Source organism: Synechococcus sp. CS-1333 (assembly GCF_025128015.1).
GTDB lineage: Bacteria > Cyanobacteriota > Cyanobacteriia > PCC-6307 > Cyanobiaceae > MW101C3.
The window spans coordinates 1-24,975 of sequence record NZ_JAHLYO010000022.1 but is presented as its reverse complement, the minus strand read 5'-3'; the positions used below and the strand labels follow the sequence as shown (position 1 = coordinate 24,975).

The following is a 24,975-nucleotide window of genomic DNA, read 5'->3' as shown; positions in this document are numbered from 1 at the left end:
GCTGCAGCAGCTGGGCCTGCGCGATGCGCTCAACCTCGATGGCGGCAGCTCCACCGGCCTGATGCTCTCCGGCACCCTGTCGGTGCAGGGCCGAGGGGTGGCCGCCCGCATCCACAACGGCCTGGGCCTGGTGCCTCGTGACCCCTCCCGCGCCGCCGACGCCTCAGAGGGCTCCACAGCCAGCTCCCCTTGAGACCGCTGCCTAACGGCGAGCTGTTGCGTAACGGTGGGCTGCTGCTGAACGCGGGCTTACCGCATACCCGCGGGCTCCGGTCTGGAACCTGCATGCGGCGCGGAAGCCTCCCATGGCCGGACAGCTCGGCAGGGTCGGGGCGCTGCCAGAGTGAAGGCCACCACGCCATCCTTGCTGAGTTCTCCCAATGCCCCGAGGCCTCACCGTGCAGCTGACGCCGGCAGCCGCCGCCGAACTCGGTCGCCAGGCCGCTGTGGCCGGCACGCCGGGGCTGATGCACCTCGATCTGGTGGAGGGCACCTGCGAGCAGTGGGTGATCCGCCTGCGTCCGGGGCATCTGGCCGGCACCCCTGTGGCCCGTGCCGATGGCCTCACCCTGCATGCACCCGCCGACCAGATCGGCCAGCTGGCCGGCCTGAGCCTTGATTACCGCGGCGATCTCAGCGGTGGCGGGTTTCTGATCCGGCCGGGCGAGGGGGTGGCGTGCTGCCCGTGCGGAGCCGCCTTCAGCCGTCAAGGGCGTCGGGGTGCCACGACAAAGTAAGGTGGCGGATTGTGGAAAACGGTCGGACGTCCGACCCATCTCTCCGGCCCTCAATGCCCACGATCCAGCAGCTGATCCGCTCCGAGCGGCAACGCCTCACCCGCAAGACCAAATCCCCAGCGCTGCGGGCCTGCCCCGAGCGCCGTGGTGTGTGCACCCGCGTGTACACCTCCACGCCGAAGAAGCCCAACTCGGCGCTTCGCAAGGTGGCCCGCGTGCGGCTCACCTCCGGCTTTGAGGTCACCGCCTACATCCCCGGCATCGGCCACAACCTGCAGGAGCACTCCGTCGTGCTGATCCGCGGCGGTCGGGTCAAGGATCTGCCCGGGGTCCGCTACCACATCATCCGCGGCACCCTCGACACCTCCGGTGTGAAGGATCGCCGCCAGAGCCGCTCCAAGTACGGCGCCAAGGCTCCCAAGGCCTGAGTCCTGCCTCTTCGTTTCCCTTTCCCGCTTCCCTCTCCTCAGGTTTATGTCACGCCGCAACGCTGCCGAGAAGCGCCCGGTTCTCCCCGACCCCCAGTTCAACAGCAGGCTGGCAACCATGGTTGTGGCCCGGCTGATGAAGCACGGCAAAAAGTCCACCGCACAGCGGATTCTTTCTGATGCCTTCGGGCTGATCAGCGAACGCACCGGCGCCGACGCGCTGGAAGTGTTCGAAACCGCCGTGCGCAATGCCACCCCCCTGGTTGAAGTGCGCGCCCGCCGCGTTGGGGGCGCCACCTACCAGGTGCCGATGGAAGTGCGGCAGGAGCGGGGCACCGCCATGGCTCTCCGCTGGCTGGTCAACTTCTCGCGCGCCCGCAACGGCCGCAGCATGGCCCAGAAGCTGGCAGGTGAACTCATGGACGCGGCCAACGAAGCCGGCAGCGCGGTGCGCAAGCGCGAGGAAACCCACAAGATGGCAGAAGCGAACAAAGCCTTCGCCCACTACCGCTACTGAGTTCACCGGCTCTGCCTGGATCGCGGAATCCCGGCACACCAGAGCTAACCCTTACACTTACTCCGCATTTTTGTCGATCACCCTTCGGAGACCTCAGCTCGTGGCCCGCGCCTACCCCCTGGAACGCGTCAGAAATATCGGGATTGCCGCCCACATCGACGCGGGCAAAACCACCACCACCGAGCGGATTCTCTTCTACTCAGGTGTCGTCCACAAGATGGGCGAGGTGCACGATGGCGCCGCCGTCACCGACTGGATGGAGCAGGAGCGGGAGCGCGGCATCACCATCACTGCGGCGGCCATTTCCACCAGCTGGAAGGACAACCGCATCAACATCATCGATACCCCCGGCCACGTCGACTTCACGATTGAAGTGGAGCGGTCGATGCGGGTTCTCGATGGGGTGGTGGCTGTGTTCTGCGCCGTGGGTGGCGTCCAGCCCCAGTCCGAAACCGTGTGGCGGCAGGCCGATCGCTACAACGTGCCCCGCATCGTGTTCGTCAACAAGATGGACCGCACGGGTGCCAACTTCCTGAAGGTCTACGACCAGATCAAGGACCGCCTGAAGGCCAACGCGGCACCGATCCAGCTGCCGATCGGAGCAGAAGGAGACCTCAAGGGCATCATCGACCTGGTGCGCCAGAAGGCGATCATCTACACGAACGATCTCGGCACCGACATCCTCGAGGGAGACATCCCCGACGACATGAAGGAAGAAGCCGCACTCTGGCGCGGCAAGCTCATGGAATCGGTGGCCGAAACCGATGAGGAGCTCCTCGACAGTTACCTTGAAAACGGCGAACTCACCGACGAGCAGCTGGTCAAGGGCATTCGCGTCGGCGTGGTGAAGCACGGCCTGGTGCCGATGCTCTGCGGATCCGCCTTCAAGAACAAAGGGGTGCAACTGGTGCTCGACGCAGTCGTCGACTACCTGCCCGCACCGGTGGACGTTCCGCCGATCACCGGCCTGCTGCCCGACGGCACCGAGTCCAACCGTCCATGCGACGACAATGCTCCCTTCAGCGCACTGGCCTTCAAGGTGATGGCCGACCCCTACGGCAAACTCACCTTCGTGAGGATGTACTCGGGGGTGCTGCAGAAGGGCAGCTATGTGATGAACAGCACCAAAGACAAGAAGGAGCGGATCTCCCGCCTGATCCTGCTCAAAGCAGACGATCGCGAAGAAGTTGACGAACTGCGCGCTGGTGATCTCGGGGCCGTTCTCGGCCTCAAGGACACCACCACCGGCGACACGCTCTGCGTGGAGAGTGCGCCCATCATTCTGGAATCCCTGTTCATCCCAGAACCGGTGATCTCGGTGGCGGTGGAGCCCAAGACCAAGGGCGACATGGAGAAACTCTCCAAAGCACTGCAGTCCCTCTCTGAGGAAGATCCCACCTTCCGCGTTTCCACCGACCCTGAAACGGGCCAGACCGTGATCGCCGGCATGGGCGAGCTTCACTTGGAAATCCTGGTGGATCGCATGCTGCGGGAGTTCAAGGTGGAAGCCAACATCGGCGCTCCGCAGGTGTCTTACCGCGAAACGATCCGCGGCAAGGCCAAAGGTGAAGGCAAGTTCGCCCGCCAGACCGGCGGTAAAGGCCAATACGGCCATGTGGTGATCGAAATGGAGCCGGGTGAGCCCGGTTCCGGCTTTGAGTTCGTCAACAAGATCGTCGGCGGCATCGTGCCGAAGGAATACATCGGTCCTGCCGAAAACGGCATGAAGGAAACCTGCCAGTCCGGCGTGATTGCCGGTTTCCCGATGATCGATGTGAAGGTCACCATGGTGGACGGGTCCTACCACGATGTCGACTCTTCGGAGATGGCTTTCAAGATCGCTGGTTCGATGGCCTTCAAGGACGGCGTCAAGAAGTGCAATCCTGTACTCCTTGAGCCGATGATGAAGGTGGAAGTCGAAATCCCCGAGGACTACCTCGGTTCGGTGATCGGCGACCTCTCCTCACGTCGCGGGCAGGTCGAAGGCCAGTCCATCGACAACGGACAATCCAAAGTCCAAACCAAGGTGCCCTTGGCCGAGATGTTCGGCTACGCCACCCAGCTCCGATCCATGACCCAGGGTCGGGGTATTTTCTCGATGGAGTTCAGCCATTACGAGGAAGTTCCTCGCAATGTGGCTGAGGCCATCATCTCCAAGAATCAGGGCAATTCCTGATCTCTCACCCCCAACCAACACCCCCGATTCTTTCCTTCAATGGCTCGCGAGAAGTTTCAGAGGAACAAACCTCACGTCAACATCGGCACCATCGGCCACGTTGACCACGGCAAAACCACCCTCACCGCCGCCATCACCAACGTGCTGGCATCCCTTGGCCAAGCGAAAGCTCAGGCCTATGACGACATCGACGGTGCTCCTGAGGAGAAGGAACGGGGCATCACCATCAATACCGCCCACGTCGAGTACGAGACAGAAGGCCGTCACTACGCCCACGTCGACTGCCCGGGTCACGCGGACTACGTCAAGAACATGATCACGGGTGCCGCCCAGATGGACGGCGCCATCCTGGTCGTGGCCGCCACCGATGGCCCCATGGCCCAGACCAAGGAGCACATCCTGCTGGCCAAGCAGGTGGGCGTGCCCGCCCTGGTGGTGTTCCTGAACAAGAAGGACATGGTCGACGACGAGGAAATCCTCGAGCTCGTCGAACTGGAAATGCGTGAGCTGCTCAGCAGCTACGACTTCCCGGGTGACGACATCCCCATCGTGGCCGGCTCCGCTCTGAAGGCTCTCGAGTTCATCCAAGGGGGCGGCAAAGGCAACCGGGGTGACAACGAATGGGTCGACAAGATCCTTGACCTCATGGACGCGGTGGATGAATCCATCCCCGAACCCGAGCGCGAAATCGACAAGCCCTTCCTGATGGCTGTCGAAGACGTGTTCTCGATCACCGGTCGTGGCACCGTGGCCACTGGCCGGATCGAGCGCGGCAAGGTGAAAGTGGGCGAAACCGTTCAGATCGTCGGCATCAAGGACACCCGCGAAACCACCGTCACCGGGGTCGAGATGTTCCGCAAGCTGCTCGACGAAGGCATGGCGGGCGACAACGTCGGTCTGCTGCTGCGCGGCATTCAGAAGGAAGACATCGAACGCGGGATGGTGCTGGTCAAGCCCAACTCGATCAAGCCCCACACTAAGTTCGAAGGTGAGGTCTACGTCCTGAAGAAGGAAGAAGGCGGCCGTCACACCCCCTTCTTCGCCGGCTATCGCCCGCAGTTCTACATCCGCACCACCGACGTGACCGGCCAGATCACGGCCTTCACCGCCGACGACGGCACCAACGTGGAGATGGTGATGCCCGGTGACCGCATCAAGATGTCCGCCGAGCTGATCTGCCCGGTGGCGATTGAGCAGGGCATGCGCTTCGCCATCCGCGAAGGCGGCCGCACCATTGGTGCGGGCGTGGTGTCCAAGATCGTGGAATGATCCTGATCTAGGGTCTTGGCCTTGGGGGGCGTGCCTGCGCTCAGGCTTCTCCCCCCTCTGCTTGCCCCTTCCGGCTTTCAGGCCACTCGCACCTCGGCAATTCAGGCTTCAAGCCTGATTCATCGTTTTCTGCACCGGCAGCGTTCTTGCTGGCGGATGCCTCACCCGCATTTCCCCATGTCCACCGCCATCGCTCAGCAGAAGATCCGCATCCGTCTCAAGGCGTTCGACCGCCGCATGCTGGATCTTTCCTGCGAAAAAATCATCGAAACCGCCGATCACACTGCCGCCACGGCCATCGGCCCCATCCCCCTGCCCACCAAGCGCAAGATCTACTGCGTGCTGCGCTCACCCCACGTGGACAAAGACTCCCGTGAGCACTTCGAAACCCGCACCCACCGCCGCATCATCGACATCTACAGCCCTTCTTCGAAAACGATCGACGCGTTGATGAAGCTTGATCTCCCGAGTGGCGTCGATATCGAAGTCAAGCTCTGAGCCGCATCGGCCCCGCCCCTGCACACGCCTGGCTGTTCGTGAATGGGTTGGCCCAGGCTGCCCCAGAATTCGCTTCTCCTTGCTGCTGCCAGCGCCCCACTGACGCCCCCGCCCGCTTCCCCGGCGGGCTTTGTTTTTTCTAGAATCCCACCGTCAGGCTGCCCGGCGCTTCAGGAGCTGCCAAGGCCGGCGCAGCCAGCGCCAGCCCTTGCCGTTTTGTTTTCTTCGAACATCGACGCAAGACACTTCTCCCTGCCTCTCTCTGGCAAAGCAAACGTGCACCGGCCTTTCGGGTCTTCTTCTCCCATCCACCCGTTTTTCCAGCCCTTTCTCCACCCACCCATCCGTGACTGATCTGGCCGTGAGGGAGCTCCCCCTATTCCCCCTGCCAGATGTGGTGCTGTTTCCGCAGGAAGTGCTGCCGCTGCATATCTTCGAGCCTCGCTACCGCATGCTCCTGCAAACGGTCCTGCAGACGGATCGCCGCTTCGGGGTGATCCGCTGGGACCCACAGGAAAAGAAGATGGCTTCTGTGGGCTGCTGCGCGGAAATCCTCCAGTGCCAGACCCAGGAAGACGATCGCAGCAACATCGTGACCATGGGGCAGCAGCGTTTCCGTGTGCTCGAAGTGGTGCGGGAGGCCCCGTTCCGGGTGGGCATGGTGAGCTGGATCGAAGACGAAACCGACGAGAGCCCGGAAACTCTCAGCGCGTTGGCCGGCAACGTGACCCAGGCCCTGCGGGATGTGGTCGACCTCACGGGCAAGCTCGTGGGGCGGCCGAGCAGCCTGCCCAACGATCTGCCTGACCTGCCCCGGGAGCTCTCGTTCTGGATCGGTTCCCATCTGGGCGGCCCCGTGGCCGATCACCAGCAGAGCCTGCTGGAGCTCACCGACACCGGCGAGCGGCTGCGGCAGGAATTCGCCCTGCTCGACCAGACCCGCCGCCAGCTTGCGGCCCGCACGGTCCTCAAGGACACCTTCAAGGATCTGGGGGAGCCCCCCAGGGATCCCTCCTGATGGCCGGCCTTCCCCTCCCCGCGCTGGCGGCTGTGGCTTCTGTGGTCGTGCTGGCGGGCGCCTTCGTGGTGTGGCAGCGCCGCAACCGCAGCTTCGAGAGCACTGCCACCGTGGCGGAGGCCTACGACCGCTGGACGGAAGACCGGCTGCTCGAGCGGCTGTGGGGCGATCATGTGCACCTCGGTCACTACGGAACCCCACCGCATCGGGCCGACTTCCGTGCCGCCAAGGTGGCCTTCGTCCACGAGTTGGTGCGCTGGAGTGGGCTTGATCAGCTGCCCCCTGGCTCCAGGCTGCTGGATGTGGGCTGCGGCATCGGTGGCAGCGCCAGGATCCTTGCCCGTGACTACGGCTTTGAAGTGCTGGGCATCAGCATCAGCCCGGCGCAGGTGGAGCGGGCCCGTCAGCTCACCCCAGCGGGCCTCAGCTGCCGGTTTGCCGTGATGGATGCCCTTGATCTCGACCTCCCGGATGGGGCCTTTGCTGCGGTGTGGAGTGTGGAGGCAGGGCCGCACATGCCCGACAAGCAGCGCTACGCCGATGAACTGCTGCGCGTGCTGGCTCCCGGTGGGCTGCTGGCGGTGGCCGACTGGAACCGCCGCGATCCCTCCGCAGGAGCGCTCAGCGCAGTGGAGCGCTGGGTGATGCGTCAGCTCCTGGATCAGTGGGCCCACCCGGAATTCGCGAGCATCCCCTCATTTCGCCGCAACCTGGAGCTGAGCGTCCATGCCGGCGGCGCTCACACCGACACCGACGACTGGACCCGCGCAACCCTGCCCTCCTGGATCGATTCGATCCTGGAAGGGGTTCGCCGGCAGGGCGCCGTGCTGGGTCTCGGTCCGGCCGCCGTGCTGCAGGGCATACGCGAAACCCCCACCCTGTTGCTGATGGACTGGGCCTTTCGCCATGGCCTGATGGCGTTCGGTGTCTTCCGCTGCCGCCGCGGGCCGGACACCACGCCCGCGGCGGCCGCCCTGGCTAATCAGCAGGCGAGCGCTCCTCCTCCGCGAGATTCGTGAGCGGATAGGCCCCGAACAGAGCCAGGTGCTGGCACAGCCCCCTGAGCTCCTCGATCGCCTGCTGGAGTGCCTCACCGGCCGCAGGCCGCTCAAGATCCACGAAGAACAGATACTCGCCCATCTCACGTTTGGACGGCCGCGACTCGATTCGGCTCATGTTCAGCTCGCGATGCGCGAAGCAACTGAGCGCCTCCAGCAGCGCACCCGGGCTGTTGGCATGCAAGGAAAACGCCAGGCTGCAGTGGGTGCTGCCTTCGGCTGGACCCCCCTCTTTCTGCAACAGCAGGAAGCGGGTGCAGTTGCCGATCACGTCATTGACCGGATAGGCCAGCACCTCGAGCCCGTGCTCCTCTGCCGCCTGACGCGAGGCGATCGCCGCGCGGAAGCGGCTGCCTGCCACCAGCCGGGCGGCTTCGGCGGTGGAGCTGGTGGGCAGCTGCAGGGCATCGGGCAGGTGTTCCGCCAGCCACTGGCTGCACTGGGCCAGGGCCTGGGGGTGGGAGAGCACCTCGCTCACCCGATCGATCGGTCCGCTGCCCAGCAGGGCATGGCGGATCGGCAGCACCAAGGCCCGGCGGATCTGCAGCTCGGAATGCTCCCAGAGCACATCAAGGCAGGCGGTGACGCCTCCCTCCACCGAATTCTCCACCGGAACCACGGCAGCACTGCAGCCACCATCGGCGAGGGCCTTGACCACAGCACGAATGCTGCCCTGCGGGACGAATTCCGGATCCTGGAAGCCTTCCAGGGCAGCGAACTGGCGCGCCGCCTGTTCTCCGTAGGTGCCGGCGGGTCCGAGGAAGGCGAGACGCATGGGGGAAAGGGAGCGCAGACCGGTGGATAGGATCATCCCCCGCCGGCCTCCCCAGGCGATGTCTCTGGCCTTCAGCGCCAGCCAGCAGCTCACCTTGCCGGTTCACGGGCAGGCCGAGCAGCTGGCCGATTACCTCGATGACGAACAGCGGGTGATCCGGGCCTTGCTGGAACCGCGCCAGCTCACGCCGCTCAGTCCTGGCCACTACCAGTACGAAGTGAGCGGATTCAAGGTGTTTCAACTGCAGGTGCAGCCGGTTGTGCAGTTGCAGGCCCAACGGGAGCCGGGGAGGCTGGAGCTGGAAGCCCTCGATTGCCGCCTCGTGGGGCTCGAAGCCGTGGACGACTTTGAGTTCACACTCCAATCGTGGCTGGCGGTGAACGACGGCGGCCTGGAAGGCGAAGCCCTGCTGGGCGTGCGCGTGAGCCGCCCCACCGTGCTGGGGCTGATCCCGCCGCGCGTGCTGGAGGCCACCGGCCGCTCCCTGCTCAGCGGCATCCTGCTGGGCATGCGCAAGCGGGTGGGCCAGAACCTGCTGAGTGATTTCAGCCAGTGGTGCGAAACCCGCTGAAGCCGCTCCCGGCGGCCGTGTTTTTCCCAGAGGCGGCAGAGCTGCTCACAGGAACCTGGGCGCTCAACGGAGCGGCGGCCAGTCGGTGCCGGCCAGCACCTTGCCCAGAAAGCAGGCCCGGTGCAGCGGCGTGGGCCCGAGCCTGCGCAGGGCCTGGCGATGCAACGCCGTGCCATAGCCGGCGTGCCGCTCCAGGCCATAGCCAGGGAAGCGGCCGGCCAACCGCTGGATCAGGCCATCGCGGGCCTGCTTGGCCACCACGCTGGCCGCGGCGATCGACAGGCAATGGCGATCCCCTCGCACCAGGGTGATCTGTGGCCCGCTCCACAGGCGCAGAGGCAGCACCCCATCGACAATCACGAGGCGGGGCGGCGCTGCCAGCCGCTGCAGCGCTCGCAGCATGGCCAGTTCGGTGGCGCAGCGGATGCCGTGACGGTCGATCTCCTCAGCCGAGGCCTGGCCGAGCGCGAACTGCGCCGCCGCCTCCACAATCAAGGGCAGGAGCCGGCGGCGCTGCAACGGCCGCAGGGCCTTGCTGTCGGTCAGTCCGGCGGCTGCCAGAGGCGGCAGCGCGGATGCCGGCAACACCACGGCGGCGGCGAACACCGGCCCGAACAGGCTGCCCCGCCCAACCTCATCAATCCCTGCACAGACACCGGGATCATGCTGGGCATAGGGATCGGCCGGAAGCTGCGGCTCTGCTGCCTCTCCTTTCCCAGGGTGGGCGCCCACGGGCCGTGGAGAGCGGGCCGGCGCTGGGCTCAGACCGCCGCCGAAGAACGGCGGCGGCGGCGGCGGGGCTCACCGGCCGGGTCGTCGGCAGGGGTTTCGGGGGCGGGATCAGGCACGCTCTGAGCGGCCACAGCGGCAGCCGGGTGGTCGGTGATGCTCACGGCGGCGGGCGTGGCACGGCCGACGGTGCGGGTGATCGGCACCTGCAGCACCGTGGTTTCAATCACGGTGGTGTGGACTGCGGGAGAACGGTCGGTGTCGATCGGCAGCGGGGTGATTTCCACCATCACGGCATCACCGGGATCGCGGGTGGAACTCCAACGGTCGGTGCCGGTCTCTGCCGTGGAAACAACGACGGGGGCGGGAGCATCGCTGGGGTAGTCCGCGGCGGTGCGAGGGGCAGCGGCGCCATCGCCACCGCCACGGCCGCCACGGCGACGCCGCCGGGAGCCTGAGCCTGACAGCTGCTGACGAGCGGCGTCGAGCACCGCCTCCTCTGATTCGCCGGGGCGCACGACCCGGACGACCACGTTGTCGCCGGCAGGGGGCGACTCCAGCAGCAGGGCGGGGTTGAGGCCCATCCAGCCGTAGACGAATTCCTGGTCGTCGTCCATGGGGACAGCAACCAGCTCGGGGTCGTGGCGGCGGCTGACGCCTTCAGAAGCACTCAGCGGTGCTTCCACCACCCGGGGAGCGGCCGGCTCGTCGTCGATGGAGACGAGTACGGGGGTGACTTCGATCAGCTCATTGCCGCTGCGGCTACCACGACCACCGCGTCCACCACGGCGGCGGCCACTGGGCTCGGGCGCGGAGGGGCTGGGCGCCTCGGCGCGGGCGGAGGCAGCGGAGCGCACCAGGCCGGTGACCGTGGCGAGTGGCTGGAGGGTGTCCTTGCCGGGGAGAACAGCCACGTGGCCGAGGCCACCGCAGCTGGGGCAGGCGCGTCCGAACAGCTCGTAGATGTTCTGGCCCTGGCGTTTGCGGGTGAGTTCCACCAGACCAAGCTCGGTGAGCTGGGCGATCTGAGGTCGGGCGGCGTCGTCGCGCACGGCCGAAGTGAAATGCTCGAGCAGCATCAGCTGGTCGCGGCGCGACTCCATGTCGATGAAGTCGATGATCACCACACCGCCGATGTTGCGCAGCTTCAGCTGACGCGCGATTTCAGCCGCCGCTTCGCAGTTGGTCCAGAGGACGGTTTCCCGTGCATTGGCGGAACGCGTGAAGGAACCGGAGTTCACATCGATGACAGTGAGCGCCTCGGTGGGCTCGATGATCACCGACCCGCCGGAAGGCAGATCGACGCGCGGCTTGAGGGCATCGCGGATGGCGGCGTTGATCTTGTGGTGCTCAAGGATGTCGGTGCTTTCGACATGGTGCTCCACCAGCAGATTGGCCTGATCGGCACCGAGGAAGGCGTTCACGCGGCCGACGGCCGCTTGGGTGTCAACCACCACGCGCTGCACCTCGGGGCTGTAGAGGTCGCGCAGCACCCGATGGACGAAGTCTTCGTCACGGTTGAGCAGCGCCGGCGGGGTGGCCGTTTCCGCCGCTTCCTGGATGCCCTCCCACTGACGCAGCAAAGCTTCGAGATCATCGATCAGCAGCTCCTCGCTGATGCCTTCGGCTTCGGTGCGCACCAGCAGGCCGGCGCCGGGCGGCTTGATCAGCACACCCAGGGCCCGCAGACGGTTGCGCTCGCTCTCGGCACTGATCCGCCGGGAGATGTTGACCCCCTGGCCATGGGGCTGAAGCACCAAGTAGCGGCCAGGCAACGTGAGATTGCCCGTGAGACGCGGCCCCTTGGTGCCGGTGGGCTCCTTCATCACCTGAACCAGCACCTTCTGGCGTGGCTCCAGCAGTTCAGTGATGCCGGCAGCACCCTTCCTGAGCCTCAGTGGGCCGAGGTCGGTGACATGAATGAAGCCATTTTTCTCGCTCTCTCCGATGTTGACAAACGCAGCATCAATGCCGGGGAGCACATTCTCGACGCGCCCGACGTAGACGTCGCCGATCTGGTAGCGACCCTGGGCAACGATCAGTTGATCGACGCGTTCGTCGTTGAGCACCGCGGCGATGCGCAGTTGCTCCGCAATGACGATCTGCTGGGGCATGGAGGAAAGAGGGTGGCTCGGAGAAGCCCTGCCATGGGATGGGGATTACCCCCTGAAGCAATGAAGCGATGAGCCGATCGTGCTGAGAAGCCGACCGTCTGCTGCATCAGCAGAATGAGACGGAAGAAAAAGCCTTTGAGGAGCAAGCTCTGGAGGTTCAGCCTCCGTTGACGCCCGAGCTGCCGGAACGGGAACGGACCGGTTGCTGCTGGGTGTGACTACGGCGAACACGCCGCAGGAGCGGGGGCCATAGACGATGCGGCTGTGGATCGAAAGCCACAGACGGATCTGCCGTCTGAGGTGAAATTAGCACGCGCCAACCCCAGGCCCTTCTGCCGCTGGATCTCGACCCCGAGCCGTTCACCTTGGTTCGCAGGAGTGCATCGCTGTTGTGGCTCGCAGGAGGGGGTAGCCAGCGTGGCTGGCTGCTGTTGAGGGCGACCTGCCGCTACAGGCCTTGGCCCTCAGGCCGGCGGCGCCAGGATCAGACGTTCACGCCGGCAGCGGCCCAGAAGCAGGGGCTGGCCGAGCGCCTCCACCAGCCACTGGCGCACCTGATCGGGGCGGATGCTGCGGCCCTGGGCATCGATGCGGGCCTGCAGGCGGAGTGTCACTGAGGCAGCAGCTGTGCCCTCCCCGGTAGCGGCGCCGGCGGCCGCAGCTTCGGCGCTGGCTGGGGCGGCGGCTTGAGCTGCGGCCGTGATGACGCGGGAGCTGCTGTCAGCGCCCTGCGGCGCTGGCAGCAGCTCCAGGGCGATCAGGCAGGGGCGGCAGTCCCGCTCGCGGGGGCGGCCCTTCTTGTCGCTGTCCCGCCAGGGGAGGGTGGCGGACTGCAGCAGATGCTCGATCGCCCGGTGCCAGTCGTCGGTGGACGGAGCCATCACGGGCTCTGCGCCGGCGGCGACCTCCGGGAGCAATTGCAGGCTCCAGTGGGCCTCCGCCAGTTGCTGGGAGAGGGCCGGGCCCGCCAGGGGCACCTCCTGCACCGAGTGCAGGGAGAAACCGTGTGGAAGCTGGGCCTGCAGCCGCGCGAGCACCTCCTGCGGTGGACAGACCTGAGCGAACTCCAGATCGAGCCATTCACCTTCCGCCTCCACACCCAGCGGCAGCGCCAGGGCGAACTGCAGCCGGGGCAGGGGATGAAAACCGCCGCTGAAACTCACCGGCAGCTGGCTGCGGCGCAGGGCCCGCTCCAGCAGGCGGGCCAGATCGAGATGGCTCAGCAGTGCCAGCGAGCCCCGCTTGCTGAAGCCGAAGCGCAGCCTTTGGATCCGTTCGCTGGCGGGGCTGCGCGGCGGCTGCGCCGCAGGGATCGGTGGAGGCGCCACCACCACGTTGTGGCCGAACTCCGGCCCACAGACGCCGCAACTGCTGCAACCCTCAAAGGAGCAGTCCGGCACCACCACTGCAGCAAGGGCCCGTTGCAGGTCTTCGGCCAGCCAGCGCTTGTCGACACCGGAATCCACGTGATCCCACGGCAGTGGCTGGGCGCAGAAGGCCTCCAGATCAGCGCCGCTCAAGGCACCGGTGGCCGTCCAGTCCCCCAGCTCCAGCGCCCGGTAGCGGCCGCCCAGTCCCTCGGCCTCAATCGCCCCGGTCCAGGCGGCGTGGGTGCGGTCGATCGTTTCGAACCAGGCATCCATGCCGGCTCCGGCCCGCCAGGCCGCCTCCAGCACCGGTGCCAGGCGCCGGTCGCCCCGGCCGATGAAATCCTCCATCGCCGACAGGCGCGGATCGGTGACATTGCACTTGATGCCCTTGAGCGTGCGCAGCTCCCGGCGCAGCAGCTCCTGGCGCCGCCGGAACTCCGCCGTGGACACGCTGTGCCACTGGAAGGGTGTGTGGGGCTTGGGCGTGAAGTTGCTGATCGTGAGGTTCAGCTCCAGCCGCCCCAGATCGCGGCACTGCTGCTGCAAAGCGCGGCAGGTGTCGGCGATGCCGATCACATCGGCGTCGGTTTCACCGGGCAGGCCGATCATGAAATAGAGCTTCACCTTGCGGTAGCCGTTCTCCATGGCGGTGCGGATGCCGCGCAGCAGCTCCGCGTCGGTCAGCCCCTTATTGACGATGTCGCGCAGGCGTTGGGTGCCGGCTTCCGGGGCGAAGGTGAGGCCCGCCTTGCGGGTGCCGCCCAGGATGTGAGCAATGTTCTGGTCGAAGCGGTCCACCCGCTGGCTGGGCAGCGTGAGGCTGACGTTGTGCTCGGAGAGGCGGTTGCGCAGCTCCACGCCCACTGCCGCCAGGGCGAGGTAATCGGAGCAGCTGAGCGACAGCAGGGAGAAATCGCTGTAGCCGGTGCGGGCCATGCCCTCCTCCACCGCTTCGATCACGGCCTCGGGTTCCACATCGCGGGCCGGACGGGTGAGCATGCCGGGCTGACAGAACCGGCAGCCCCGGGTGCAACCGCGGCGGATCTCGATCGTGAGCCGGTCGTGGACGGTTTCGATGTGGGGAACGAGGCCCATGCCGTAGTGGGGCATGGGGGTGGCCACCCGCCGCAACACGCGCGCCGGCAGCTCCGGCCGCAGCGGCTGAAGGGTGACACCATCGGGGCCCGGGGCATAGAGCGCCGGCACGTAGACGCCGGGCACATGGGCCAGATCAGCCAGCAGCGCTGAGCGGCTCAGCCCGTCGGCCTTGGCCTCGGCCACCACCAGGCCAATCTCCGCCAGCAGTTCCTCGCCGTCGCCGAGGGCGAAGAAATCGAAGAAGGCGGCGAACGGTTCGGGATTGCTGGTGGCGGTGGGGCCGCCGGCGAAGATCAGGGGTGGGGCTGCCGGGTCGTTGAGCGGCAGGTCGCCCCGGTCGGCGGCCCGCAGTGGCAATCCCGCCAGATCCAGCATCTCGAGGATGTTGGTGGCGCCCAGCTCGTAGCTGAGGCTGAAGCCGAGGATGTCGAAGACGGCCAGGGCGCGGCGGCTTTCGACAGCGAACAGGGGTTGGCCCTGCTGGCGCAGGCGCTCGGCCAGGTCGGGCGCCGGCAGGTAGGCGCGATCGCAGAGCTGGCCTGGGATCGCATTGAGAATCGAATAGAGAATGATGTGGCCGAGGTTGCTGGCGCCCACCTCGTAGAGATCGGGATAGGTGAGACACCAGCGGGCACCGGCGCTGTCCCAGTCGCGTGGCAGCACGCCCCGTTCGTTGCCCAGGTAACGGGCGGGGCGGGCGATGGTGCTGTCCACCAGCTGGTCGAAAGCGACGCGCCCGTGAGGCAGCGGAGGGGTCGCGGCGATGGCGGTGGGCGTCGCGGCAGCAGCGGAACCACACGAAGTCGCCATGGTCATGGCTGAACGCTCAGCAGGCCGCAGGCTGATCGTAGGCAGCTGTCAAGGAGCACCAGCAGCTAGCTGCTGGTGCGTGCGGTGCAGGGCTGGGCAAGCAAACGGGGCAACTACAGCAGGGGCCTGTCACAGCGGTGACCTGCGGCGTTGCACTCGTGCTGCTCCCAGCGCGTGCGGCGCCGTAGCAGGATGCCTGCCAGCGACATTGGCGGCGGCAGCAGTGGTTCAGGTCAACGGCAACTACCTCAAACTCAAGGCCGGGTATCTCTTTCCGGAGATTGCCAGGCGCGTGAAGGCCTTCGCAGCGGCCCATCCCGACGCCCGCCTGATCCGGCTCGGCATCGGCGATGTGACCGAACCGTTGCCTGCAGCCTGCCGCGAAGCGATGAAGGCCGCCATCGACGCCATGGGCACGGCGGAAGGCTTCCATGGCTACGGCCCGGAGCAGGGCTACCTGTGGCTGCGCGAAGCGATCGCCCGCCACGATTTCCAGGCCCGCGGCTGCGCGATCGATGCCGAGGAGATCTTCATCTCCGATGGCTCCAAGTGCGACAGCAGCAACATCCTCGACATCCTCGGCCCCGACAACCGCATCGCCGTCACCGACCCCGTCTATCCGGTGTATGTGGACAGCAATGTGATGGCGGGCCGCACCGGTGAGGCTGACGCCAGCGGCCGGTACGGCGGCCTCACCTACCTGCCGATCACGGCCGACAACGGCTTCATCGCCCCGCTGCCCGAGCAGCCGGTGGACCTGATCTACCTCTGCTTCCCCAACAACCCCACCGGCGCTGTGGCCACCAGGGCCCAGCTGCAGCAGTGGGTCGACCATGCCCGCGCCACCGGCGCCCTGATCCTGTTCGATGCTGCCTACGAGGCCTTCATCCAGGACCCCGAGCTGCCCCACTCCATCTATGAGATCGAGGGGGCCCGCGACTGCGCCATCGAGTTCCGCTCCTTCTCCAAGAACGCCGGCTTCACCGGCACGCGCTGTGCGCTCACCGTGGTGCCCCGCGGCTTGATGGGCACCACCCCCGCAGGAGAAGCGGTGGAGCTCTGGGGGCTGTGGAACCGGCGGCAGAGCACCAAGTTCAACGGCGTCAGCTACATCGTGCAGCGGGGCGCCGAAGCGGTGTACTCCGCCGCAGGGCAAGCCGAAGTGAAGGCTCTGGTGGCCTTCTACATGGAGAACGCGGCGATCATCCGCCGCGAGCTGGCGGCTGCCGGTCTGCAGGTGTACGGCGGCGAGCAGGCCCCCTACGTGTGGATCAAGACCCCCGCCGGCCTCGATTCGTGGGCCTTCTTCGACCGTCTGCTGGAGGAGGCCAACGTGGTGGGCACCCCGGGCAGCGGTTTCGGCGCCGCAGGCGAGGGCTACTTCCGCCTTTCAGCCTTCAACAGCCGCGCCAACGTGGAGGAGGCGATGGCCCGCATCGCTCGCGCCTCCCTGGTGCCTGCTTCCGCCGGAGTTGCCTAAATTCGAACCTCACGTTTCTGGCTGCGCGCCGCTCGTCACCCCGTCCCCTTGCCGTTGTTCCTCCTTTGGCGATGACCCTTCCCCAGGCGGTTGAAACCCCCGGCCGATCACCCGGGGGTGCGGCGGTGATCGACAAGGAGGTGCAGCGGGTGCGCAAGCCCTCGCCGCGCTACCGGGTGCTGCTGCACAACGACCCTGTCAACTCGATGGAGTACGTGGTGTCCACCCTGCGGCAGGTGGTGCCCTCCCTGAGCGAGCAGGACGCCATCGCCGTGATGCTGGAAGCCCACAACACCGGCGTGGGGCTGGTGATCGTCTGCGATCTGGAGCCGGCGGAGTTCTACAGCGAAACCCTCAAGGGCAAGGGTCTCACCAGCACGATCGAACCGGAGGCGTAGTGGAGCCCCTGGCTCCCGCGCCGCTGACCACACCGGAACAGCAGAGCCGCCGGCCCCATGGCCTCGGCACCCTGCTGTACGTTCCTGCGCTCTACGGCGTGGGCTGGCTGGCGGCGCGGCCACTGCAATGGCTTGCGCCGGGCCTGCGGCCTGATCAGATCGACCTGGCCGGGCTGGTGGTGGCCCTGTTGCTCCTGCTGTTCAGCCTGCCCTGGCGCCTGCGCCGCAGCTGGGGAGCCACCCATCCCTGGCGGCGGCTTGGAGTGGTGGCGACACCGCTGATGGCGGTGCGGGCGTTCTTGGGCGGACTGGCCAAGGCCGTCCTGCTGCTGGCACTGGTAGCCGCTGTGCTGTTGGCCAGCGGACAGGCTGCGTGGCAGCTGGATCTGAAGGCCGGCGAGCTGCTCAACGCCCTGGCCCTGCTGCTGGGGGTGGGCTTCGCCGAGGAATTGCTGTTCCGCGGCTGGCTCTGGGGTGAGCTGTCCCTGCAGCTGAGCGGCCGCCGCGCCCTGCTGCTGCAGGCTGCGCTGTTCGCCCTCGTGCATCCCTGGTACCGGGCCGGCAACCCGGGAGCCATCGGACTGCTGGGCGGGCTGATCCTGCTGGGGCTGGCTCTGGCCCTGCAGCGACGCAGTGACGGGGGCGTGCTTTGGGGAGCGATCGGCCTGCATGGCGGCCTGGTGGGCGGCTGGTTCGTGCTCCAGACCGGGCTGCTGCAACTGGCGCCTGAGGCGCCGGCCTGGCTGGTGGGACCCGGGGGGGAGGTGCCCAATCCAATCGGAGGCCTGATCGGCTGGCTGGGGCTGGGGGCACTGCTGGCCTGGGGCTCCCTTACAGAGAGACGCGCACCGGGTTGATGGAGTGGTGGATACCGTTCCAGGATCACAACCGATCGCTTATTTCCAGGATGAATCAATACCTCCAACCAAGCGAACCGCAGCGCAAGGATGGTCAGTCATCCAGCAATCATTCTCAAAGACATGTCCTTGAGCGCCCCTGTGAACATTTGAACCATGACTGACGACTGCTGCAGAAATGGAGAATGGTCGTCAGAAAGCTTCTGTAGCCTTGATGGCTTTCCAGCAGGACATTGCCACTCCGTTGAAGCAGCCGCCCGATCGATTCATCGCGATTCCGTTCTTTTGTATCAGGTTTACTCTCACTCCCCACCTCCATCCTCAGTGATTTTCTCCCTGCTGTCCGATGCACAGAGCGCCGGGGTCTGACAAGGAGCGGAGTTTCAAGCTCAGCTGAACATCATCAAAGCCTGGAGATTCGGAATTTGTAGCAAGATCGATCGTCAGATGGGCAGCACGAACCTCCCCTTGCGCAAAACGAAGCGCAGCACCGTTTCCATTCTCGTGGTGATGTCCGCGGTGAAGTTCATTCCCAGACGCACGTCACAGCGCCTTGAGCCGGATCGCATCACCGTGGTGTGCGGCACGACGGTGACTTCGTATCCCGACGAGGTCCCTGCTGCTGGTGGCGCTGGGGATTGAGGCGGTGCCTGCGCAGCCGCCGGCCTGATCACGTCCGGAGAAACAGACCGCACCGTTCCCCGCAGGGTGCCGAAATCGGGGAAAGGACAACCAGCAAGGCGAAGATCCGCCCGCTGACCTGGCTTCACGTTGTCGATATCTTCGGAGGCCACGGTCATCTTCGCCACCAGCCCCCTGCCGCTGGGGGCGATGCGAGCCAGCTCCTGGCCCTGCTGGACCACCTGCTGGGGGTTGAACAGCTGCATGGAGAAGAGCACTCCATCCACAGGCGCACGCACCAGGGTGATGCCCAGATCCCGGCTGACCTGGGCGCGTTCCCCGCTGTTGGCGGCGAACTCCTGGGCGAGCCTGGAGAGCTGGGCATTGTCGCGAAAGCGCACCTCCTCGACGGCGCGTCGGGCCTTGGCCAGGTCGGAGCTGGCCACCTCCAGGTTGGCGGCCTTCTCATCGAGCTGGAGCGGTGCGATCGCTCCGCTGTTCCTCAGCAGCTGGAAGCGGTTGAACTCCGCCTGGGCCAACTGGAGGGCGGCCTGGGCCTTCTCCACCTGCAGCTCAGCACCCTGCACCGCCGCCCTGTTCTGGCTGCGCAGGGCCTCCAGTTCCCGTTCGAGGGCGCTGCGGCTGGAGGCCAGTTGCTCCCGCCTTCCCTCCAGGTCGGCGGGATCCAGCACCGCAATCACCTGGCCCCGACGCACGGTCTGATTGGCTCGGGCGTCGACGCTGCGCACCCGGCCGCTCAAAGGGGCATGGATGACACTGGTTTCTCCAGTGGGGCGAATCTGGCCGCTTCCACGCACCACCACCCGGTAGGGCCAGACCGCCATCAGGCCGACCGCGCTGACGAAGCTTCCCAGCATCACCAGACCGAGAAGCCTCACCCACGGCCGCACCGAAGGTAGAAACTCCTCGCTGGTGCTGGGCCGGAGCACCAGACCGGCATCGACCTGCCGCGCTGCGAGTCTCTCAGGCTTTCGGGCCTCCGCCGACACCGTCAGCATGGACTGAGCCGAGGGCGGATCAACGGGAGATGGATCGCTCATGCGGGCAGGAGATAGGGGGTGAGTGGTTCCACATCGCGCAGGTCCTGGGGCCGTCCCTGAAACTTCACCTTGCCGCGCTCCAGGTACACGATCCAGTCGCAGCGGAGGATCACGCTGGGTCGGTGGCTAACCATCACGGTGGTGAGACCCTGCCGAAGCGGCAGAAGCCGATCCAGCAGACGGCGTTCCAAGCCGGGATCCAGAGCTGCTGTGGATTCATCCAGGATCAGCACCGGCGGCCTGGCCACCAGCGCCCGGGCGATCGCCAGACGCTGCCGCTGGCCGCCGGAGAGGTTGGCACCGAACTCACCCAGCACTGTCTGATAGCCATCGGGGAGCTCGCGGATGAACTCATCGGCCAGGGCCAGATCACAGGCAGCCACCACCTGATCGAAGCCGGCATCGGGATAGGTGAAGCGAAAGTTCTCCAGGATGGTTCGGTTGAAGAACTGCGGATCCTGTGGGATGAGCGCCACCTGCTGCCGGAGGCACTCGAGCGAGATGTCCTTGAGCCCGTAGGGTCCGTAGTGAATCGTGCCGCTCTGGGGCGGATAAAGACCCGCCATCAGCTTCACCAGGGTGCTTTTGCCGCAACCTGACTCGCCGATCAATGCCGTCATGAAGCCGCCCGGGATCGTGATATCGAAATCCTTGAGCAGCTCCATGCGCCCGGCATGGTGAAAGCCGAGATCCTTGCAGCGGATCTCACAACCCAGTGGAAGCGCCACCCAGGGCTTCGTTGCGGCCTTGGGATCCTCCACCGTGCCATCGAGCACCTCCGAGAGGCGATGGAACACCACCTGAGCAGTGATGAAGTCGCCGGCGAAGGCCACCAGCGAATCCAGGAACTCCAGGACGTTGAACCCCATGCCGTTGAAGGCCAGCAGCTGGCCAATGCTCAGCCGGCCGGCGATGACAAAAGTGCTTCCATACCAGAGCAGCGCCAGAGTGGTGACGTTGGAGAGAAGCTCGGTGGTGCTGGAGCCAAACAACTTCAGCTGCAGCGTCTTCCAGCGCAGATGAGACAGGGTTCCGAAATTGCTCTGGTATTCATCCCAGACCTGCGGGGTGGCTTCGGTGGTTTTGAGAACCTGGGCCCCGCGGAAAGCCTCGACCAGGAACCCCTGATTCTCGGCGGACTGCACGATGAGACGGCGGGTCTTCTGACGCAGCGCAGGCAGGAACAGCAGATTGGCACTCACCACCAGCAGGAATGCGAGCAAGGCAACGACCGTGAGGGCAGGGCTGTAGGCCAACATCACCGCGAGCGACACCAGGGCGACGAAGAGCTGGCTGGGGAGGCCCAGCACCACATCGCCGATCAGACCATTGATGCGATTGACATCGCTGATTCGGCTCACAACTTCGCCGCTGCGGTGGCTGTCGAAATAGGTCATCGGCAACCTCAGCAGCTGATGGCCGTACTCGAGCAGCATCCCGAGTTGCAGGCGCTGGGCGAAATGGCCCACGAGATGGCCCTGCAGCAGAGAGATCAGGTTGCGGAAGACGAACAGCAACAACATTCCCAGCCCAAGGCTGGTGAGCAACTGGCTATCCCGCCTCACCAGCACGTCGTCGGTGAGGAACTGCATCAGCAGCGGCATCGCGAGAGCGAGTAGACCGATCACCGCATTAATGGCCAGGGCCTGCGCTAGCAGGCCCCGATAGGGCAGCACCAACCTCAGGAACCGCAGGAAGGGGGCCCGTTGAGCCTCCTCCTGTTGGTTCAGACGATGGAGATCGGGCTCGAGCAGCAGCATCACGCCGTTGCTCCAGCCCTCCAGAAACTCCCGCTCGGACAACCAGCGCAGCCCAACAGCCGGATCGGCGATCAGGTAGCTCTGCCTGCGCTTAACGTGGAGGACCACCCAGTGATTGCCCTTCCAGTGGCAGATCGCTGGCAGGGGAACGGTGTCAAGATGCCGAAGCAAGTCGGACTCGACACGCACCGCTCGGGCCTGAAAGCCGATGGCGTCGGCCCCTCGGCGCAGCCCCAACAGAGTGGAACCGAGGGAGCCGGTGCCGACCAGCTCACGCACACGCGCGAGAGAAAGATTCCTGCCGTACTGGCGAGCCACGGTCGCGACACAGGCAGCGCCGCAATCCTCCTCGGAATACTGCTCGACGAAAGCGTAGCGGGGCATTGAATGGAGAACGCATCAGGAAAGTAGGGGACTAGACGTTCAAGTGACACTGAAACTGTGGCGGTTCGCAAACCGAATCAACGGCGCGCCGCGACATAGAGCCTCACACTAAGGAAGATTTTGCAGGCCTTCTCAAGCGGCCGGCTGCCGAAAGGGATGGGGCAGCCAGCTGGATCTTCCTCAACCAGGAAGACCCAGCGAGTGCGAACCCATTCCCCAGCAGATTCAACAAGCCCTTTCGGCGCGCTGACGTAGCACCCAGGTATAAAACCTGCGCAGCAGAATGGGCCAGAATGCGGAACAAAGTCATGGACGACTTGGAGCCTGAAGACCATGCAGTGAACGAGAGTCGAGAGTCCGGCCGTCTGCAGCCATCCCGCTGAACGCTCCAGAAATCATCACCCGACAGCCGTAGCAAGGGCCCGGCGCCCTTCCACCGGCGCATGCAGCGACTCCTCCAACGGGGCCGTGCCGTAATCGCGCTGGAGCAGATCCATCACGGTGCGGCCGAAATCAGCGGGGTTCGTCTCGAAGGCTTCCAGACAGATCCGGCCGAAGGTGCTGCCGAGTGGCTCGGGATTCCAGAGCAGTTTCCTGGCCGTCCAGGGCATCATGCTCATCGGGTTGTAACCGGGCTGCAGAATGTTCTGATCAAAGGCATACTGCTCCAGGTGCGTGTGGGGCTGCAGGCCGATGAAGAAGATCGCCGGCTCCACCTGCTGCACGCCGAAGATCCGCTCCAGCTCCCGGTGATAGGCCACGGTCTGGCGGATCGTTTCCGGCCGTTCATCAATCACGTTGAAGGAGTAATTTACGGACACCGTTTCGCGGAAGCCGGCGCGCACCAGCAGGCGGCAATTCTCCAGCACGGTGCGAAGGTTGTAGCCCATGCGCATCTTGCGCACCAGCTCCTGGCTGCCGGAGGTGATGCCGATCTCGAAGTAACTCATGCCCGTAGCCACCATCAACTCAGCCAGTTCAGCGTCCAGGTTGTCGGCGCGGATATAGGCCGCCCAGCGGATATCGCTGAGCCCCTCCGCCTGAATCGCCCGCAGCAGCTCCTTGGCATCCTCGATATAACGGCGTGCAGGAATGAACTGGGCATCGGTGAACCAGAAGCCGCGCACGCCGCGGTCGTAGAGCTCACGCATCTCTGCCACCACCTCAGCCACCGGGTTCACCCGCACCTGCTTTCCTTCCACCACCGTGTACACGCAGTAGCAGCAGTTATGCGGACAGCCTCGCTTGGTCTGCACGCCCACATAGAAATCACCCGCATCCAGATACCAATCGAGCTGGGGCCAGATCGAAGCGATGTAGTTGTAATCGCAGGCTGTTTTGATCAGACCGGCGGGCTGCTCGTGAATCAGGCCAGGCCGGGGCTCTTCGCCCACCACAAAACAGCGTTCACCATCCAGTGAGACTCCTTCAATCAGCTTCTCCAGCAGTGGCTCGCCTTCGCCCACCGACACCACCGTGCCCTTGGGCAGGCGACGGCCCAGCTGCTCGTAGAACACGCTCACCGCACCACCGCCAAGCACGACGCGGGCGCTGGAGTGATAGCGACGGGAGCGGGCCAGGCCCTTGCGCACCAGGCGCAGATTGCGCCACAGCTCTCCATAGAACGCCCCCATCAGACGCAGCCCCCCGATGGCACCGCGCAGGCGTTTCAGCGGGTCACGCGCATAGAACACCTCGAAGGAGTTCTGCAGGGGGTTGCCGCCCCGGCCATCCACCGGCGCATAAATCTGAATATCGCGCCAGGAGAACACCAGCAGGGTGGGACGGAAGGCGTCGATCGTGGCCAGCAGCACCCGCTCCACATCCAGCACCGGCAGGGCCGCCAGATCAAGCAGGCGCTGGGGCAGCTGCGGGAAGCGTTTGTGCAGATGATCGGCCAGATACACCGGACCGACGGGAAAGATCGGATTGCAGGGCAAGCGGATCAGCAGCACCCGCTCGCCATTGGGGCCCTCGGCGTGATCGGCAGGCCGGCCCGGTGAAGGTTCCGGTGAAGGTTCGATGGTGGTGGCGTGCGGCACGTCCAGCCGGTTCAGGCGAAGTCGGACGCTAACAATCTCACTTCAAGATCAGTGGCCCGGCGGCGCAGGGCAGGCGGCAGCCAGGCGATCCAGGCGGGCTGCACGCACAGCCGCGGGCGCAACTGCCAGCCGGCAGCCGCCAGCCGGGCAGAGAGCTGGGCCGGGCTGGGTTGGGGGTAGGCGGGATTGATCACATCGTGAACATCGATGCCGCCCAGGTCGTTGATGCCGGCAGCGATCGCGTCCGCCAGGCCATCGAGCGGCCACAGGTTGGCGGGCAATTGGAGGTTCACCTCGGGCGGCAGCAGCCGGCGCGCCAGCCGGATCGTGTCGAGCACCGCCCCCTGCTCCGCCGCATCCAGCGGGCGGGCCTGCGCGCCATCGGGACGCCAGGGCTGAAGAATCACTTCCTGGAGATGGCCCCAGCGGCGCTGCAGCCTCGCCAGCAACTCCAGCGCACGGCGGCGATCCGCCGACGTTTCGCCCACGCCCAGCAACAGACCGGTGGTGAACGGAATGCCCAGCCGGCCGGCCTGCACGAGCTGGCCGATGCGCCGCTCCAGCCGCTTGCTGGGGGCGGCCCGGTGCAGACGGTCGTAGGCGGGGCCCAGCCCTTCGAGCATCAGCCCGAGCGAGGGGTTCAGCCGCCCCAAGGCGGCCATTTCCCGCAGCGAGAGCGGGCCGGCATTGGTGTGAGGCAGGCGCCCCATGGCGAGCGCCTCCCTGCTCAGCGCCAGCAGCCAGGCGAACCAGGCGACCCGCTGCGGAGAAGCGGGGGCGGTTTCTCCGGAGAGCAGCAGCACTTCGCTGGCCTGAGGCCGTCGGAGGAGCTGCTCGCGGGCTTCAGCTGTGGTGAGCAGTGGCGCAGTGCCGGGGGGGCGGCGAAAGCTGCAGTAGGTGCAGGCGTTGAAGCAGGCGTGGGTGGGCACCAGGGTGACGCTGGGGCTCCAGCGCACGACGGGGTCGCGGCTGCGGCGGATCGCCGCGTGGCTTCGCCTTCTGTTCTGCCGGTGCAGCTGCATGTTCATCCCTGCCGGCGCAGCTGCCTGTTCATCCGCCTGCGTGAACGCTCCTGCGCCGCCACTGCTGAAAACCGAAGCCAAACCTTAAGCGCCCCACACATCCCGCAATGTGCTGTTACATTGCGTCAGGCGAAAGGCTCCGGCCTGCGGAGGGGACGTTCCCCCGACGCTTTCGCCTTACT

At 65.8% G+C, this 24,975-nt stretch carries 21 protein-coding genes; 13 read left to right on the top strand and 8 right to left on the bottom strand.

Annotated elements, in window-relative coordinates:
- The 9 genes from KQ303_RS09645 to KQ303_RS09605 all read left to right on the top strand — a co-directional run.
- On the top strand, positions 1-193 hold a 193-nt coding region (locus KQ303_RS09645), incomplete at its 5' end, for a phosphodiester glycosidase family protein (protein WP_259730093.1).
- A gap of 187 nt (positions 194-380) precedes the next feature.
- Positions 381-737, top strand: a complete 357-nt coding sequence (locus tag KQ303_RS09640; RefSeq protein WP_094514356.1) for an AIR synthase — start codon at positions 381-383, stop codon at positions 735-737.
- Between the two features lie 53 nt (positions 738-790).
- Positions 791-1,165, top strand: coding sequence for a 30S ribosomal protein S12 (rpsL, locus tag KQ303_RS09635; protein WP_094514358.1), 375 nt, complete (start codon positions 791-793; stop codon positions 1,163-1,165).
- A 46-nt stretch (positions 1,166-1,211) separates the two neighbouring features.
- Positions 1,212-1,682 (top strand): 30S ribosomal protein S7, encoded by a 471-nt coding sequence (rpsG, locus tag KQ303_RS09630; protein WP_094514363.1) that lies wholly within the window; start codon positions 1,212-1,214, stop codon positions 1,680-1,682.
- 100 nt (positions 1,683-1,782) lie between these two features.
- Positions 1,783-3,858 carry an elongation factor G gene (gene fusA / locus KQ303_RS09625; RefSeq protein ID WP_259730097.1) on the top strand — a complete coding sequence of 692 codons (2,076 nt, stop codon included), beginning with the start codon at positions 1,783-1,785 and terminating at the stop codon, positions 3,856-3,858.
- 39 nt (positions 3,859-3,897) lie between these two features.
- On the top strand, positions 3,898-5,127 hold the full coding sequence (gene tuf / locus KQ303_RS09620) for an elongation factor Tu (RefSeq protein WP_094514369.1): 1,230 nt from the start codon (positions 3,898-3,900) through the stop codon (positions 5,125-5,127).
- 177 nt (positions 5,128-5,304) lie between these two features.
- Positions 5,305-5,625, top strand: coding sequence for a 30S ribosomal protein S10 (gene rpsJ / locus KQ303_RS09615; protein ID WP_094514372.1), 321 nt, complete (start codon positions 5,305-5,307; stop codon positions 5,623-5,625).
- Between the two features lie 346 nt (positions 5,626-5,971).
- Positions 5,972-6,643 carry an LON peptidase substrate-binding domain-containing protein gene (locus KQ303_RS09610; RefSeq protein ID WP_259730092.1) on the top strand — a complete coding sequence of 224 codons (672 nt, stop codon included), beginning with the start codon at positions 5,972-5,974 and terminating at the stop codon, positions 6,641-6,643.
- A complete protein-coding gene (locus tag KQ303_RS09605) occupies positions 6,643-7,662 on the top strand; it encodes a methyltransferase domain-containing protein (RefSeq protein ID WP_259730091.1) in 1,020 nt (339 codons plus the stop codon). Before KQ303_RS09610 ends, KQ303_RS09605 begins: the two co-directional genes overlap by 1 nt.
- On the opposite strand, the gene pheA is transcribed toward KQ303_RS09605, so the two are convergent.
- A complete protein-coding gene (gene pheA / locus KQ303_RS09600) occupies positions 7,622-8,476 on the bottom strand; it encodes a prephenate dehydratase (RefSeq protein WP_259730090.1) in 855 nt (284 codons plus the stop codon). The two genes, KQ303_RS09605 and pheA, sit on opposite strands and share 41 nt — an antisense overlap.
- A gap of 58 nt (positions 8,477-8,534) precedes the next feature.
- On the opposite strand from pheA, the gene KQ303_RS09595 reads away from it, so the two are divergent.
- A complete protein-coding gene (locus tag KQ303_RS09595; RefSeq protein WP_094514383.1) occupies positions 8,535-9,047 on the top strand; it encodes a DUF1997 domain-containing protein in 513 nt (170 codons plus the stop codon).
- Positions 9,048-9,110: 63 nt separating this feature from the next.
- Here the strand turns inward: KQ303_RS09595 and KQ303_RS09590 are convergent, their stop codons facing one another.
- The 3 genes from KQ303_RS09590 to KQ303_RS09580 form a co-directional block, all read right to left on the bottom strand.
- Positions 9,111-9,779 (bottom strand): ribonuclease HII, encoded by a 669-nt coding sequence (locus KQ303_RS09590; RefSeq protein WP_259730089.1) that lies wholly within the window; start codon positions 9,777-9,779, stop codon positions 9,111-9,113.
- 29 nt (positions 9,780-9,808) lie between these two features.
- The gene (locus KQ303_RS09585) at positions 9,809-11,890 is read right to left on the bottom strand and encodes an Rne/Rng family ribonuclease (protein WP_259730088.1); all 2,082 of its coding nucleotides are present in this window, start codon (positions 11,888-11,890) and stop codon (positions 9,809-9,811) included.
- Positions 11,891-12,354: 464 nt separating this feature from the next.
- Positions 12,355-15,174 carry a TIGR03960 family B12-binding radical SAM protein gene (locus tag KQ303_RS09580; protein WP_259730087.1) on the bottom strand — a complete coding sequence of 940 codons (2,820 nt, stop codon included), beginning with the start codon at positions 15,172-15,174 and terminating at the stop codon, positions 12,355-12,357.
- 217 nt (positions 15,175-15,391) lie between these two features.
- On the opposite strand from KQ303_RS09580, the gene KQ303_RS09575 reads away from it, so the two are divergent.
- The 3 genes from KQ303_RS09575 (at position 15,392) to KQ303_RS09565 (ending at position 17,903) form a co-directional block, all read left to right on the top strand.
- On the top strand, positions 15,392-16,648 hold the full coding sequence (locus tag KQ303_RS09575) for an LL-diaminopimelate aminotransferase (protein WP_259730096.1): 1,257 nt from the start codon (positions 15,392-15,394) through the stop codon (positions 16,646-16,648).
- A gap of 71 nt (positions 16,649-16,719) precedes the next feature.
- Positions 16,720-17,046: an ATP-dependent Clp protease adapter ClpS gene (clpS, locus tag KQ303_RS09570; RefSeq protein ID WP_255101333.1), complete on the top strand. Its 327-nt coding sequence runs from the start codon at positions 16,720-16,722 to the stop codon at positions 17,044-17,046.
- The gene (locus KQ303_RS09565) at positions 17,046-17,903 is read left to right on the top strand and encodes a type II CAAX prenyl endopeptidase Rce1 family protein (RefSeq protein ID WP_311134141.1); all 858 of its coding nucleotides are present in this window, start codon (positions 17,046-17,048) and stop codon (positions 17,901-17,903) included. Before clpS ends, KQ303_RS09565 begins: the two co-directional genes overlap by 1 nt.
- A gap of 443 nt (positions 17,904-18,346) precedes the next feature.
- Here the strand turns inward: KQ303_RS09565 and KQ303_RS09560 are convergent, their stop codons facing one another.
- From KQ303_RS09560 to cofG, 4 genes are all read right to left on the bottom strand, one after another.
- Positions 18,347-19,543, bottom strand: coding sequence for an HlyD family secretion protein (locus KQ303_RS09560; RefSeq protein WP_259730086.1), 1,197 nt, complete (start codon positions 19,541-19,543; stop codon positions 18,347-18,349).
- A gap of 38 nt (positions 19,544-19,581) precedes the next feature.
- Positions 19,582-21,729: a peptidase domain-containing ABC transporter gene (locus tag KQ303_RS09555; protein ID WP_259730085.1), complete on the bottom strand. Its 2,148-nt coding sequence runs from the start codon at positions 21,727-21,729 to the stop codon at positions 19,582-19,584.
- A 398-nt stretch (positions 21,730-22,127) separates the two neighbouring features.
- Entirely contained in the window at positions 22,128-23,684 is a 1,557-nt protein-coding gene (locus tag KQ303_RS09550; protein WP_259730094.1) for a photosystem II high light acclimation radical SAM protein, read from the bottom strand.
- A 98-nt stretch (positions 23,685-23,782) separates the two neighbouring features.
- Complete coding sequence (cofG, locus tag KQ303_RS09545) at positions 23,783-24,793, bottom strand: 7,8-didemethyl-8-hydroxy-5-deazariboflavin synthase subunit CofG (RefSeq protein ID WP_399233384.1); 1,011 nt, start codon at positions 24,791-24,793, stop codon at positions 23,783-23,785.
- Between the last annotated feature and the right edge of the window lie 182 nt (positions 24,794-24,975).

Coding starts and splice junctions, on each gene's coding strand:
- KQ303_RS09560 (WP_259730086.1), bottom strand. CDS start 19,543: ATGCTGACGGTGTCGGCGGAGGCCCGAAAGCCTGAGAGACTCGCAGCG.
- KQ303_RS09595 (WP_094514383.1), top strand. CDS start 8,535: ATGTCTCTGGCCTTCAGCGCCAGCCAGCAGCTCACCTTGCCGGTTCAC.
- cofG (WP_399233384.1), bottom strand. CDS start 24,793: ATGCAGCTGCACCGGCAGAACAGAAGGCGAAGCCACGCGGCGATCCGC.
- tuf (WP_094514369.1), top strand. CDS start 3,898: ATGGCTCGCGAGAAGTTTCAGAGGAACAAACCTCACGTCAACATCGGC.
- clpS (WP_255101333.1), top strand. CDS start 16,720: ATGACCCTTCCCCAGGCGGTTGAAACCCCCGGCCGATCACCCGGGGGT.
- KQ303_RS09640 (WP_094514356.1), top strand. CDS start 381: ATGCCCCGAGGCCTCACCGTGCAGCTGACGCCGGCAGCCGCCGCCGAA.
- KQ303_RS09605 (WP_259730091.1), top strand. CDS start 6,643: ATGGCCGGCCTTCCCCTCCCCGCGCTGGCGGCTGTGGCTTCTGTGGTC.
- rpsG (WP_094514363.1), top strand. CDS start 1,212: ATGTCACGCCGCAACGCTGCCGAGAAGCGCCCGGTTCTCCCCGACCCC.
- KQ303_RS09585 (WP_259730088.1), bottom strand. CDS start 11,890: ATGCCCCAGCAGATCGTCATTGCGGAGCAACTGCGCATCGCCGCGGTG.
- pheA (WP_259730090.1), bottom strand. CDS start 8,476: ATGCGTCTCGCCTTCCTCGGACCCGCCGGCACCTACGGAGAACAGGCG.
- rpsJ (WP_094514372.1), top strand. CDS start 5,305: ATGTCCACCGCCATCGCTCAGCAGAAGATCCGCATCCGTCTCAAGGCG.
- rpsL (WP_094514358.1), top strand. CDS start 791: ATGCCCACGATCCAGCAGCTGATCCGCTCCGAGCGGCAACGCCTCACC.
- KQ303_RS09580 (WP_259730087.1), bottom strand. CDS start 15,174: ATGACCATGGCGACTTCGTGTGGTTCCGCTGCTGCCGCGACGCCCACC.
- KQ303_RS09555 (WP_259730085.1), bottom strand. CDS start 21,729: ATGCCCCGCTACGCTTTCGTCGAGCAGTATTCCGAGGAGGATTGCGGC.